Source organism: Streptomyces subrutilus (genome assembly GCF_008704535.1).
Lineage (GTDB): Bacteria > Actinomycetota > Actinomycetes > Streptomycetales > Streptomycetaceae > Streptomyces > Streptomyces subrutilus.
Genome location: NZ_CP023701.1, coordinates 5,436,045 through 5,449,004, shown reverse-complemented (window position 1 = coordinate 5,449,004; position 12,960 = coordinate 5,436,045). Strand labels below are relative to the sequence as shown.

Here is a 12,960-nt window from a genome sequence, read left to right as displayed (position 1 = left end):
GCCGCGGGCTGGGCGGGCCGGGGGCCTGCGGGCCGGTGCGGACGCGCCGACGCGGCGGGGCCCGATCCCCCCGGGCCCCGCCGCGTCGGCGTCCTGCGTCACCGGGCTCCCCCGGCCCGGTCGCGGAGGAGGTACCCGGTCCGCTCCGCGGCCCCGTGTCCGCGGTGCGGGCCGGGTCTCCTGTCCGCTGCCCCCAGTCTGGCGTCCGCGCAGGCGGGGGCCCATCCGCGCACGTACTCATCCGGCGTCTGGGTACGGATACCCAGCCGGTGCCCGGCGCGGCGGGCCCCACCAGTTCTACGGGCTGCGGCGGCCGTGCGGCACCGCCGACCGGGGGGTCGGCGGCGGGCGGGTCAGCGGTTGCCGCTGACCCGGCCCCGCAGGAGCAGCGACAGCGCCGAGTGGACGTCGTCCAGCGAGCGCTCGCTCTGGAAGGACTGCCAGTCCAGGGCGGCCACCAGCACCATGCCGACCATCGCGGCCGCGGTCAGCGGAACGTCGATCTCGGTGCTCAGCTCACCGCGCTCGACTCCCTCGCGCAGCACGGTCTCCACGACGGCGACCGCCTCGCGACGGACCACCATGAGGGTGGACTGCCAGGTCCGGTTGGTGCGCCACAGCTCGGCGACGTACAGCTGGGTGAAGGCCGGGTACCGGTCGATGAAGACGAGCCCCGCCCGGATCATGGCGTCGAGCGCCTCGACCCGGCTGCCGCCGCGCGCCTCGGTCTCCTCCGCCGCCGTCCGCAGCGAGGCCGTCAGGAGTCCGACGCCGTGCCGCAGCAGCTCCTCGAAGAGGTCGTTCTTGCTGGCGAAGTTGTAGTAGACGGTGCCCTTGGCCACCCCCGCCCGCTCGGCGATCTCCTCGACCGTGGTCGCGGAGAAGCCCTTTTCGGCGATGAGGGTGACCGCGGCCTCGTACAGCTTCTGGCGGGTCGCCTGGCGCCGTGCGCCGCCGGTACCGGTGCTGCTGCTTTCCATGGCGCTGATTCTCACAGGTCAACCGCTCTCTACAGGGTCAGTTCCGGGTGCAGCCGGTCCATGGTCCACACCTGCTTGCCGCGGGCGGCGAGCGCGGTGAGGGCGAGGGCGCCCAGGGTGAAGGCCGTCAGGACCGCGCAGCCCTGCCAGACGGGGGTGAGGTCCCCGCCCGTGATGAGCCGGCGCAGGCTCTCGACCACGTAGGACATCGGCAGGTACGGGTGGATCGCGTTGAAGAAGCCGGGGCTGGTCTGGACGGGGTAGGTACCGCCGGCCGAGGTCAGCTGGAGCATCAGGACCGCGAGGACCAGGATGCGCCCGGCGGCGCCGAACTTGGCGTTCAGCCACTGGACGATCGCCGCGAAGCAGGCGGTGACCAGGAACAGGAAGCCGATGGTGAGCGCCGGCCGCGCCATCTCCAGGCCGAGGCCCCAGTGCAGTACGGACATCAGCAGGCCCACCTGCGCGGCGCCCAGGCCCGCCACCGGCAGCCATCCGGCGAGGGCGACCCGCCAGGGCGAGGCGCCCGTGGACAGGGCCCGCTTGTTGAGCGGGGCGATGAGCATGTAGGCGACCATCGCGCCGACCCACAGGGACAGCGGGATGAAGTAGGGCGCGAAGCCGGTGCCGTAGTTGGGGGCCTTGTGCAGGGACTGGTTGGCGAGTTGGACCGGGTCGGCCATCACCTGGGTGCGGGCGTCGCGCTGGCCCTGGTCGTAGTCCGGGATCCTGCCGACGCCGTCGTGCAGGCCGCCGGCGAGCTCGCCGCTGCCGTCGACCAGCTTGAACATGCCGCCGTCGAGGGAGCGGGCGCCGTCGCCGAGCTTCCCGACGCCGTCGCCGAGGGCGCCGGAGCCGCTCCGGGCGGTGCCGAGGCCGGTGTGCAGCCGGGCCATGCCGTCGGAGACCTGGCGGGCGCCGCTGTTGAGGGCGTTGACCTTGGCGACGGCGGCGTCGAGGTCGGAGGAGAGCGCGGGGGCCTTCGCGACGACGTCGCGGGCCTGCTTCTCCAGGTCCGTCACCTGGGTGCGCAGCGTACCGAGATCCCCGCCCGCGCCCTTGACCAGGCTGTTGACGTCGCCGGTGAGCTCGGCGGCCTCGGCCGCGCCGTCCTTGATCTTCTTCAGGTCGGCGCAGGAGGCGAGCAGCGGGTCGGCGCCGGGGGTGAGGCAGCGCTCGGCGTAGTAGGCGTTCGCGTCGTCGGAGACCGCCTTGGTCCGGGCGGCGGCGGCCGGGGCCTTCTCGACGATCTTGTCGAGGTGGCCGCCCACCACCTTGGCCGTGTCGGCGACCAGTTCGGCGCTGGCGGCGAGCTGCCGGGGGTCCTTCAGGAACGGCCTGGCCTTGTCGGCGGCGCCGTTGACCTTGTCGGCGAGGGACTGGGTGCCGTCGGCGACGTCCTTGCTGCCCTTCTGCAGCTTGGCCGAGGCCTCGTCGAGCTTCTGCAGGCCCCCGGTCAGCTCCCCGGTCTTCTCCTTGGCCGTGGCGAGGCCGTCGGCGAGCTCCTTGGCGCCCTCCTGGGCCTTGCCGGCGCCGTCCTTGAGCCTGTCGGCCCCGTCGGCCGCCTCGGCGGTCTTGTCGTGGAGGTCGGAGAAGCTGACGAAGATCTTGTCGAGGAAGCCGCGGGAGGCGTTGGTGGACGCCGCCGAGCGGACCTCGGCGAAGACGGTGCGGGAGATCGAGCCGACGATGTAGTTGTTGGCGTCGTTGGTGCGCACCTGGAGGGCCCCGGTGGTGGGGTCGTCACCGGAGCTGGAGGCGATCTTCGCGCTGAAGTCGGCGGGCATGGTGAGGGACAGGTAGTAGGTCCCGTCCTCCAGCCCCGAGGCCGCCTGCTCGGCGCTGACCTCGCGCCAGTCGAAGGTGTTGCTGTCGTGCAGCTTCCGGGTGATCTCGGCGCCGGCGTCGAGGCGCTTGCCGTCGACGGTGGCGCCCCGGTCGGCGTTGACGACGGCGACCGGGACCTTGTCGAGGCGGCTGTACGGGTCCCAGAAGGACCAGAGGTACAGCGCTCCGTACAGCAGCGGCAGCAGGAGCAGCGCGGCGAGGGCGGCGCGGGGCAGCCTGCCCCGGCCGAACCTCTTCAGCTCAAGCGCGGCCAGCTTCGGCGATCGCATCGTCCGCCCCCTTCGTGTGGTCCTTCGTGTCGTCGTGCGGGTCGCCCTGACCGTCGCCCGGGGCGTCCTCGTGCGCGTCGTCCCGCGCGTCCTCGGTGCCGGTGGCGGTGTCCGCCGCGGGTCCGGCGCCGCTGTCTTCGCCGGGGGCCGGCCCGCTCGCGGCGGGCACCCCCCACGTGACCTTGGCGGCGTCGGCGGTCCGGGCCTTCGGCGGGGCGGCGGCCGCGGGCGCGGCCGTCCTCGCGGGCCCGTCCGCCGCGGGTCCGGCGGGCTCCCGGACTCCGGTACGCAGGACCAGCGCGTCCTGCGGGGCCTCGCTGCACACGGCGAGGACGGTGGTGCCGCGGGCGGCGATCGAGCGGAGCAGGTCCCAGGCCTCGGCGCGTTCGCCGTCGGAGAGCTTGAGGTCGAGGTCGTCGAGGGCCAGCAGCCGCGGCGAGCCCAGCAGGGCGAGGGCCACGGACAGCCGTACGGCCTCCAGCCGGTCCAGGTCCCGTACGGAGGTGCGCGGGCCCTTCGGCAGCGCGGCCGGGTCCAGACCGGCGGCGGCCAGGGCCGCGTCGGTGCGGGCCCGGGCGGCGGCCCGGCGCTCGGACGGCGGGCGCAGCAGGCCGCGCAGCGGGACGCCGTAGCGGCGCTGGAGCAGGGCGCCCTCGCGCAACTGCTCGGCGACGGTGAGGGCCTGGTCGAGGTCGTTGACCCCGGGGACCGGGCCGAGGGCGGCGATCCGGCGGACCGCGGCCATCGCGCCGGGCAGCCGGTGGCGGCCGACGTCGGCGCGGCCCTCGGTCGCCTTCATGCGTCCGGTGAGCGCGAGGAGCAGGCAGGTCCGTCCGCTGCCGGAGGGGCCTTCGACCGCGATGAGCGAGCCGGGCTCCGCGTCCACGCCGATGCCCCGGAAGGCCCAGCCGCGCGGCCCCTTGAGTCCGAAACCCTCGGCCCTGACGGCCGCGCCGTGCGGGCTGTCCACACCGTCCCCCTTCTTTTGAACTGACCGGTCAGTTCAAAAAGTAGCACCCTCCGGTGCACCAAGGGCGCGGCGGGGGGCAGTTGTCGGACAGGTCACGGCATGTCCGCAGGTCAACGCGATTGTCAGTGGGGCCCGTCACGATGGGGGCAACGCATCGACAGGAGGTTCGTCATGGCCACACCGTCCCCGTCCCCTGTCCACCCCGTCCTGCGCAGGTCGTCGGCTCCGCCCGCCGCCCTGGACCTGCTCGCCAAGGCCCACAGCGGCCTGGCCGAGGCCGCCCGCCTGCCCCGGGCCAACGAGCGGTACGCCACCGCCCACCTCGCCGCCCTGCGCACGGCCGCGGCCGTGCTGGCGGTGCGCGTGCGGCCCGAGCCCGCGCACCCGCGGCGGCGGCCCCGGATCCGCAGCGCGTGGGAGGTGCTTCCCGAGATGGCACCGGAACTGGCCGAGTGGAGCGCCCTCTTCGCCTCGGGCGCGGCCCGCCGGGCCCGGGCCGAGGCGGGGATCGCGGGTGCGGCGAGCGACCGGGACGCGGACGACCTGGTGCGCGCGGCCTCGATGTTCCTTCGGCTGGTGGAGCGGATACTCGCCGTCCAGCCACCCCCGCAGACCCTCCCGCAGCCGCGCCCGGAGCGTCCGGACGCGGGATGAGCTGCCCGGTTGCGGAAGGCCATAGGGTGGGACACGCACCGCTCTCACCCTTACCGCGCCGAGGAGCCATCAGCCGTGTCGGACACTTCCCGCCCCCGTGCCTCCCTCCGCACCGCCGTGGTGTGGGAGGTCCTCAAGGAGGCGCTCGACCGCCGGGTCAAGGCGACCGGCCGGGACGTGCTGGACGTGCTGGACACCGGCGGCGGCACCGGCAAGTTCGCCGTCCCGGTGGCCCGGCTGGGCCACCGCGTCACCGTGGTCGACCCCAGCCCGAACGCGCTGTTCGGGCTGGAGCGCCGGGTGGGCGAGGCCGGGGTCGCCGATCTGGTGCGCGGGGTCCAGGGCGACGCCCAGGGCCTGCTGGACGTCGTCGACCGGGACGCGTACGACGTGGTGCTCTGCCACGGCGTGCTGGAGTACGTGGACGACGCGGCCGAGGGCGTGGCCAACGCCGTCGCGGCCCTGCGCCCCGGCGGCACGCTCAGCCTGCTGGCCGCCGGCCTCGGCGGGGCCGTCCTGGCCCGCGCCCTGGCCGGCCACTTCACCGAGGCCCGCACCGCCCTCACCGACCCGGCCGGCCGGTGGGGCGCCGGTGACCCGGTGCCGCGCCGCTTCACCGCCGAGCAGCTCTCGGAGCTCGTCTCCGGGGCCGGCCTCGCGGTCGGCGCGGTGCACGGCGTACGGATCTTCGCGGACCTGGTCCCGGGCGTCCTGGTGGACACCGAGCCCGGCGCCGTGGAGGCGCTGCTGCGTCTGGAGGAGGCCGCCGCCGAGCTGCCCGCCTTCCACGCGGTCGCCACGCAACTGCACGTCTTGGGCGAGAAGCGCACCTGATCTGCGATCTTCCCGGGGCGGAGTGGGCCACACACCCTCCGATCCGGCGGTCGGCCCCGTATGATCGGGACAGTGACCGGCATGGTGGACGTTCCATCGGGGAATAAGCGCCTCGATGACCGCACACAGGCGGTCCGGCTTTGCGCAGTGGTTCGGTGGCTGCGGTATTTCAGAACGTGGCGTAGAGGGCGGGTATCACGGGGGCGATTCCCCGCCTATCCTGAAGGGGACCCCTGGTCGCTACCCCCCGCGACCGACGGATGAGGAGGACTCCCGTGCCGCTCTCGGAGCACGAGCAGCGAATGCTCGAGCAGATGGAGCGAGCGCTGTACGCCGAAGATCCCAAGTTCGCGACAGCGCTTGAGGGAAGCGGACTGCGTACGTACACCCGGCGACGGGTCTACCAGGCAGTCGTGGGCATTGTGGTGGGTATCGCGCTCCTCATGACCGGTGTGATCTGGCAGGACGTGCTCTGGATCAGCGTGGTGGGATTCCTCGTCATGCTGGCCTGTACGGTCCTCGTGGTCACCGGTTGGCGCAAGGCACCCAAGCCTGGCGAGCAGCCCGTCTCCGGAAGTATCGGCGGTTCGGCCCAGGGCCAGAACCGGCAGCGTCGGTCGATGATGACCCGCATCGAGGAACGGTGGCAGCGCCGCCGTGACGAACAGGGGCAGTAGCCCCCGGACGCGTGGGTGAGGGGATGGCCGCCGCCGGGCGACCGTCCCCTCCTTGGTCCGCGCGCGGTGCGGCGCTCTGCCCGCCGGATCACCCGTTCTGCGGCATGATGATCCGGTGAGTGTGCTCCCTCTGGTCTTCACCAGCGGCTGGGCCAGCGGGATCAACGCCTATGCCGTGGTCCTGCTGCTCGGCGTCTTCGGCGCGACCGGCCTGACCGACGAGGTCCCGGCCTCCCTCCAGCGCACCGACGTGCTCGTCGTCGCGGCGGTGCTCTTCCTGTGCGAGGCCGTCGCCGACAAGATCCCGTACGTGGACTCGGTCTGGGACGCGGTCCACACCGTGATCCGGCCGGTGGCCGGAGCCGTGGTCGGGGCGCTGCTGGCCGGGCAGAGCGGCTCGCTGTCCGACCTCGCCGCGGCCGCGGTCGGCGGTTCCACCGCCCTGGCCAGCCATTTCGTCAAGGCGGGGACCCGGATGGCGGTCAACACCTCGCCCGAGCCCGTCAGCAACATCGTGCTGAGCACCGCCGAGGACCTCGGGGTCGCCGGCATCGTCACCTTCGCCATGTTCAACCCGCAGGCCGCCGCGGTGATCGCGGCCGTCCTGCTGCTGGCCGGGCTGGCGGTGGTGGTCTACCTCTGGACCCGCATCCGCCGCTTCCTGCGCCGCCGTGCCCAGCGCCGCGAGGAGCGCCGGCTCGCCGCCGAGACCTCCGCGCGGACCACCGGACCACCCGGCTGACCTCGCCGGCCGCCTCGGTAGGCTCGGCCGCATGGCACGAATTGCGGTGATCGGCGCCGGGATGGGCGCGATGGCGACGGCGGCCCGGCTGGCCGTGGCGGGGCACCGGGTGACGGTGTACGAACGGACCGCCGGGTACGGCGGAGCCCTGGGGCGCCACGAGCGCGACGGTTTCTCCTTCGACACCGGACCCGGCCTGCTGCACCTGCCGGCCGTCTACCGCGACCTGTTCGTGAAGACCGGCAAGCGGCCGCTGGAGAGCTGCGTGGACCTGGTCCAGGTCGACCCGGGCGTACGGCACCTGCTCCCCCACCACACGATCGGCGTCACCCTCCCGGGCGCCTCGCACGGCGGTGTCGCCGCCGCCCTCGACGGGGCCTTCGGGGCCGGTGCGGGCGAGCGGTGGAACGGGGTGCTGGGCCGGGCCCGGGACGCCTGGGACGCCACCCGGCGCCCGCTGCTGGAGGAGCCGCTGCGCGCGGACCGGACGGCGCTGGCCGGCGACCCCTATCCGGCGCCGCGCCGCAGCGGCCTGCTGCGCCGCCGGCCGCCGACGCTCGCCGAGGTCGCCGGCCGTGAGCTCGGCGGCCCGCTCGGGGAGCTGCTGACCGGGGTGGTGGCGGCGTACGGGATCGACCCGGAGCGGGCTCCCGGGTCGGCGGCGGTGCTGCCGTACATGGAGCAGACCTTCGGCACCTGGTACGTGCGCGGCGGGATGCGGGCCCTGGCGACCGCCGTGTACGAGCGGTGCCGCGAGCGGAAGGTGGAGTTCGTCTTCGGGGCGGAGGTCCGCGAGGTGTCGGTGCGCGCGGGCCGGGCGGCGGGGCTGCTGCTGGCCGACGGCACCGAGGCGGACGCCGACGCCGTGGTCTGCGCCGTCGACCCGAGGCTGCTGCCGGCGCACTCGCCCGTACGCCCGCGCGCGCAGGAGCCCGCGGGCGGCGCCGGTGCGCCCAGCCGGCTCACGCTGCTGCTGGCGCTGCGCGGCGCCCGGCCCGCCGACGCCGTCCACCGCACCCTGGTGCACTCGCCCGGGCTGCGGGTCACCGTACTGCGGCCGGACGATCCGGCCACCCGGCCGGACGCGGAGCACGAAGCCGTCACCGTGAGCGCCGTGTGCGGCCCGGGAGCGGCCGGGGGCGCGCCCGGGGCTCCGGGGCCCGGGGAGTTGCTGGAACTGGCCGAGAGGGCCGTTCCGGGGCTGCGGGAGCGACTGCTGTGGCAGGAGGTGCGCACCCCGGCCGACGTGGAGGCGGCCACCGGCGCACCGGGCGGCGCGGTCCCGGCCCCGGCCCTGGCGGGGGCCGGGGGGCGGCTGCTGTACCCGGCGAACGCCACGGAGCTGCCCGGGCTGTACCGGGCGGGCGGCTGGGCGCACCCGGGCGGCGGGCTGCCGCACGCGGGGATGACCGGGGCCCTGGTGGCGGGGCTGATCGTGGAGGGGGCGGAGTTCCGCGGCTCCCGCTGACGGGTGCCGCGGAGCCCCGCGCCGGGGGCTCAGTAGCGGTACTGCTCGTACTCGCCCGTGCCCTGCTGCGGGTACGGGTACTCCTGCGGCGCGGCCGGGTCCTGCGGCGGGTAGGGCGCCGGGCCCTCCTGGCCGGTGGAGCGCTGCTGCGGGACCCAGACCCCGCCGGGAGGCGTGTCCGTCGAGTACTGCTGGCCGGGGTCGGCGTAGGGGTCGTAGCCGTAGTCGTAGGACGGCGCCGGGGCGGCGCCCCCGCCGGGGCCGATGTACGGGTCCGAGTAGGCGGGGTAGGCCTGTTGGCCGCCCGCGGGGTAGCCGCCGTCGTAGCCGCCGGAGTAGTCGGCGGGGAAGCCGTGGCCGCCGTCCTGCCCGTACGGACCCTGGTGGGCGGCGTACTGGTGGGCGTCCTGCTCGCCGGTGGTGAACGGCGAGGCGAAGGCGGCCGTTTCGCCCGCGTCGGCGGCGGGCGCGTGGCCGCGGACCCCGTACGACCCGGTGTCCTCGGGCGCCGGTCCGGGACCGTGGACCTCGTCGGGGCCGGCCTGGAACCCGCGTCCTGCCCCGTGGGCGTCGGGGTCGTCGGCGGCGGACCGGTCCTCGGGGCCGTACTCCAGCGCGGTGACCTGGAGGGCGGGTTCGGGGCGCGGGCCGCCGGAGCGGCGGCGGCCGGTGGCCCGGCCGGCCGGCTGCCGGGCGGGTCCCCCGCGGCGGCGCAGCGCCCAGCCGGCGACGAAGCCCTTGCGGAAGGAGAGCGTCACCAGGATCTGGCCGGTGGCGAACGCGGCGGCGCCGACGGCGATGACCAGCACCGACGGCAGCACCACGCCGGCGACCACGCCCAGGAACCCGGTGAACGCGAGCAGGCGCCAGCGCAGCCGGGCCTTGTACTGCATCAGGACCTCGGCAAGCAGCCACAGCGCGACGATGCCGAACGCGATGTAGAGGACCGTCATTCCCATGCGTGGCCCCTCTCGGTGCGGCCGCCGGCGCGGGAACGGAGGACGGCCGCTCAGGCCCGCTGGTGCAGGCCCAGGTTCTCGTAGATTTCGAGGGTCGCCGTGGAATTGTTCAGCGTGATGAAGTGCAGCCCCGGGACACCCTCGGACAGCAGCCGCGCGCAGAACTCCGTGGCGAACTCGATGCCAATGGAGCGTACAGCGGCCGGGTCGTCCTTGACCGCGAGCATGCGCTCTTTCACGGTCACGGGGAAGAGCGCGGTGCTGAGCCGGGGCAGCCGGTCGAGCTGCTTGATGCCCACAACGGGCATGACTTCAGGGATGATCGGGGTGTCGCAGCCCGCCTTCTCGACGCTGTCGCGGAGCCGGAGGTAGTTCTCCGGATCGAAGAACATCTGGGTGATCGCATAGTCGGCGCCCGCGCGGCACTTGTCCACGAAGTGCCGGATGTCCGTGTCCCAGTCGGTCGACCGGGGGTGCATCTCGGGGAAGGCGGCGACACCCACGCAGAAGTCGCCGGACTCCTTGACCAGCCGGACGAGGTCGGCGGCGTAGCGCACGCCCTCGGGGTGCGCGATCCACTCGCCCATCGGGTCGCCCGGCGGGTCTCCGCGCACGACGAGCATGTTGCGGATGCCCGCGTCGGCGAACTGGCCGATGACGTGGCGCAGCTCGGCGACGGAGTGGTCGACGGCGGTGAGGTGCGCGACGGGGGTCAGGGTGGTGTCCGCGGCGATCTGCTGGGTGGCGCGGACGGTGCCGCCGCGGGTGGAGCCGCCGGCTCCGTAGGTCACGGAGACGAAGCTCGGGGACACCGCCTCGACCCGGCGCAGCGCGTTCCAGAGGTTGCGCTCGCCCTTCTCCGTCTTCGGGGCCCAGAACTCGAAGGAGTACGAGCGCCCGGAGGCGATGAGGTCGCGGACCGTGTGTGCGCGATCCGACCAGGTGGAAGCGGTACCAGAGGCCATAGCGGCAGGTTAGACGGGCTCCGGCGCAGTTCGAAGCCACGTCCGCCTTTTGGACACGTTTTTGGACACGCGGCGCGGTGTGCGGCCGGTGTCAGCCGAGCCGGGCCCGGACCCGCCGGGCGAGGTCGGCGGCGGCCGCGCCGGGGTCGGAGGCCTCGGTGAGGGCGCGGACGACCACGATCCGGGTGGCGCCGGCGTCCAGCACCTCGTCCAGATTCGTACCGTCGATGCCGCCGATGGCGAACCAGGGCCGGTCCTGCGGGAGGGAGGCCGCGTAGCGGACGAGGCCGAGTCCGGGTGCGGAGCGGCCGGGCTTGGTGGGCGTGGGCCAGCAGGGGCCGGTGCAGAAGTAGTCCACGCCGGGTTCGGCCGCGGCGGCGTCCACCTCGGACTCGGCGTGGCAGGAGCGGCCGATCAGCACCCGGTCGCCGAGGACGGCGCGGGCGGCGGGGACGGGGATGTCGCCCTGGCCGAGGTGCAGCACGTCGGAGCCGATGGCGTGCGCGACGTCGGCGCGGTCGTTGACGGCGAGGAGCCGGCCGTGGCGGCGGGCGGCCTCGGCGAAGACCCGCAGGTGGTCGAGCTCCTCCCCGGCCTCCATGCCCTTGTCGCGCAGCTGGACGACGTCCACTCCGCCGGCCAGGACGGCGTCGAGGAACTCGGGGAGGTCCCCCTGCCGCTTGCGGGCGTCCGTGCACAGGTAGAGCCGGGCGTCGGACAGCTGCATGGGTGTTCCCCCCGTGATGGAAGCGGCGTACGGGACCGTGGGGGCCCGTACGCCGCGGTGGAGCGGATGCGGATCAGGTCAGAGGGCGAGCGCCTGAGCGCGGCGCTTCACCTCCGTGCCGCGATTCTCGCTCAGCGCCTGCACGGGGGTGCCGGGCAGGGTCGGGTCCTCGGTGAAGAGCCACTCCAGGATCTCCTCCTCGGAGAAGCGGTCGTCGCGCAGCACCGTCAGCAGGCCGACGAGGCCCTTGACCACCTTGTCGCCGTCGATGAAGGGGGCGGGCACCTGCAGGGCGCGGTTCTCGCCGCGGCGCACGGCGATGAGCTGCCCTTCCTTCACCATCTGGCGGACCCGGGTCACCTCGACGTCGAGCATCTCCGCGATGTCGGGGAGGTACAGCCAGGCGGGGACAAGGGCATCGATCTTTGCGTCAATCTCGGTCACGGGCACAAGCCTGCCATCTCGGACTGGCGGCCGGTACCCGAGCGGCCCCGGACGGGTGGCCCCCGGGCGCCGCAGGGGTGCCCGCGCGGGGCCCGGCCGGCGCCCCGCGCGGGCGTTCTCCTTAGGTCGTGGCCGCCTTGAGGGCGACGGCCGGGTCGGCGAGACGGTCGGGGTCGAGGGCGGCCGCGGACTCGATGAGCCGGCGTCCCTGCGCGAGGTCGCGCGGGCGGCCCACGGCCAGCACTGCGGCCAGGGCGCCGTCCCGCAGCCAGCACACCGACCAGGAGGGCTCGGCCGGGTCGCCGCGCCAGACCAGGGTGTCGGCCCCGCCGTGGTGGCCCGCGTACTGCACGAAGCGGCCGAACTGCTCCGACCAGAAGTACGGGACCGGGTCGTAGACCTCGTCGACCGCCTCCGCCAGGGCCGTCGCGGCGCCCTCGGCCGCCAGGATGTTCGCGGCGACGACCCGCGGGCCCTGGAGGGCGTTGTCCCAGTGGTGCACGAGCAGCCGCTCGCCGTAGCGGGCGGAGGGGAAGGAGGAGCAGTCGCCGACCGCGTACACCCCGGGCAGGGAGGTGCGCAGGTGGGCGTCGGCGGTGACCGAGCCGTCCGGGCCCAGCTCCACGCCGCTGCCGGCCAGCCACCCGGTGGCGGGGCGGGCGCCGATGCCCACCACGACCGCGCCGGCCGGCAGGGTACGGCCGTCCGCGAGCCGTACCCGGCCGTCCTCGACGCCGGCCACCCGGGCCCCGGTGATCAGTTCGGCGCCGGCCTCCTCGTACCAGCGGGCCATGGGCGCGGCGACCTCCGCGGGCAGCGCGCCCGACAGGACCCGGTCGGCCGCCTCGACGACGGTGACCGCGCAGCCCGCCGTGCGGGCCGCGGTCGCGAACTCGGCTCCGATCCAGCCGGCCCCGACGACCACCACCCGGTCGGCCGCCGCCAGCACCGGGCGCAGCCGCGCCGCGTCGTCGAGGGTGCGCAGCAGGTGCACGCCGCGGACCCCGGCGGTGGCGGGCAGGGTCAGCGGCACGGCGCCGGTGGCCAGGACGAGCCGCCCGTACGGGACGGGGCCGGCCTCGGTGTCCAGTTCGCGGTCGGCGCCCCGCAGGCCGGTGACCTCGGTGCCGAGCCTGAGCTCGATGCCGAGCCCGTCGAAGTCCACGTCGAAGGCGGAGTCCTCGGCCTTGCCGAGGAGGATCGCCTTGGACAGCGGGGGGCGGTCGTAGGGCTGGTGCGGTTCGGCGCCCAGCAGGGTGACGGGGCCGGTGAAGCCCTGCTCCCGGAGGGCGACCGCGGTCTGCACCCCGGCCATTCCGGCGCCGGCGATGACGACGCCGCTCTGAGTCTGTTCCGTCTGCTCGCTCACGCGACCACCCTAATCAGCTGACGCTCCGTCAGGAATAGGTGTCGCCTTACCGGC

Annotated in this window: 13 protein-coding genes; 5 read left to right on the top strand and 8 right to left on the bottom strand. The window is 74.7% G+C overall.

The window, feature by feature from the left end; all coding sequences use genetic code 11:
• Positions 1-353: 353 nt before the first annotated feature.
• From CP968_RS24125 to CP968_RS24115, 3 genes are read right to left on the bottom strand one after another with little or no spacing between them, the layout of a single operon-like run.
• Positions 354-980 carry a TetR/AcrR family transcriptional regulator gene (locus tag CP968_RS24125; protein ID WP_150519988.1) on the bottom strand — a complete coding sequence of 209 codons (627 nt, stop codon included), beginning with the start codon at positions 978-980 and terminating at the stop codon, positions 354-356.
• Between the two features lie 29 nt (positions 981-1,009).
• A complete protein-coding gene (locus CP968_RS24120; RefSeq protein WP_150519987.1) occupies positions 1,010-3,097 on the bottom strand; it encodes a YhgE/Pip family protein in 2,088 nt (695 codons plus the stop codon).
• On the bottom strand, positions 3,069-4,067 hold the full coding sequence (locus tag CP968_RS24115; RefSeq protein WP_150519986.1) for an ATP-binding cassette domain-containing protein: 999 nt from the start codon (positions 4,065-4,067) through the stop codon (positions 3,069-3,071). Before CP968_RS24115 ends, CP968_RS24120 begins: the two co-directional genes overlap by 29 nt.
• A 171-nt stretch (positions 4,068-4,238) precedes the next feature.
• On the opposite strand from CP968_RS24115, the gene CP968_RS24110 reads away from it, so the two are divergent.
• From CP968_RS24110 to CP968_RS24090, 5 genes are all read left to right on the top strand, one after another.
• Entirely contained in the window at positions 4,239-4,721 is a 483-nt protein-coding gene (locus CP968_RS24110) for an SAV_6107 family HEPN domain-containing protein (protein WP_150519985.1), read from the top strand.
• A gap of 75 nt (positions 4,722-4,796) precedes the next feature.
• Entirely contained in the window at positions 4,797-5,555 is a 759-nt protein-coding gene (locus tag CP968_RS24105; RefSeq protein WP_150519984.1) for a methyltransferase, read from the top strand.
• Positions 5,556-5,830: 275 nt separating this feature from the next.
• On the top strand, positions 5,831-6,232 hold the full coding sequence (locus CP968_RS24100) for a DUF3040 domain-containing protein (protein ID WP_150519983.1): 402 nt from the start codon (positions 5,831-5,833) through the stop codon (positions 6,230-6,232).
• A gap of 115 nt (positions 6,233-6,347) precedes the next feature.
• Positions 6,348-6,974: a DUF4126 domain-containing protein gene (locus tag CP968_RS24095; protein WP_150519982.1), complete on the top strand. Its 627-nt coding sequence runs from the start codon at positions 6,348-6,350 to the stop codon at positions 6,972-6,974.
• Positions 6,975-7,005: 31 nt separating this feature from the next.
• Positions 7,006-8,442 carry a phytoene desaturase family protein gene (locus tag CP968_RS24090; RefSeq protein ID WP_150519981.1) on the top strand — a complete coding sequence of 479 codons (1,437 nt, stop codon included), beginning with the start codon at positions 7,006-7,008 and terminating at the stop codon, positions 8,440-8,442.
• A gap of 29 nt (positions 8,443-8,471) precedes the next feature.
• Here CP968_RS24090 and CP968_RS24085 read toward each other — a convergent pair whose 3' ends face one another.
• The 5 genes from CP968_RS24085 to CP968_RS24065 form a co-directional block, all read right to left on the bottom strand.
• Positions 8,472-9,401: a hypothetical protein gene (locus tag CP968_RS24085; RefSeq protein ID WP_150519980.1), complete on the bottom strand. Its 930-nt coding sequence runs from the start codon at positions 9,399-9,401 to the stop codon at positions 8,472-8,474.
• A gap of 50 nt (positions 9,402-9,451) precedes the next feature.
• On the bottom strand, positions 9,452-10,366 hold the full coding sequence (gene metF / locus CP968_RS24080) for a methylenetetrahydrofolate reductase [NAD(P)H] (RefSeq protein ID WP_150519979.1): 915 nt from the start codon (positions 10,364-10,366) through the stop codon (positions 9,452-9,454).
• 91 nt (positions 10,367-10,457) lie between these two features.
• Positions 10,458-11,093 carry a thiamine phosphate synthase gene (gene thiE, locus CP968_RS24075; RefSeq protein WP_150519978.1) on the bottom strand — a complete coding sequence of 212 codons (636 nt, stop codon included), beginning with the start codon at positions 11,091-11,093 and terminating at the stop codon, positions 10,458-10,460.
• 78 nt (positions 11,094-11,171) lie between these two features.
• The gene (locus CP968_RS24070) at positions 11,172-11,537 is read right to left on the bottom strand and encodes an Rv2175c family DNA-binding protein (RefSeq protein ID WP_150519977.1); all 366 of its coding nucleotides are present in this window, start codon (positions 11,535-11,537) and stop codon (positions 11,172-11,174) included.
• 121 nt (positions 11,538-11,658) lie between these two features.
• On the bottom strand, positions 11,659-12,906 hold the full coding sequence (locus tag CP968_RS24065; RefSeq protein ID WP_150519976.1) for an NAD(P)/FAD-dependent oxidoreductase: 1,248 nt from the start codon (positions 12,904-12,906) through the stop codon (positions 11,659-11,661).
• Positions 12,907-12,960: the final 54 nt, after the last annotated feature.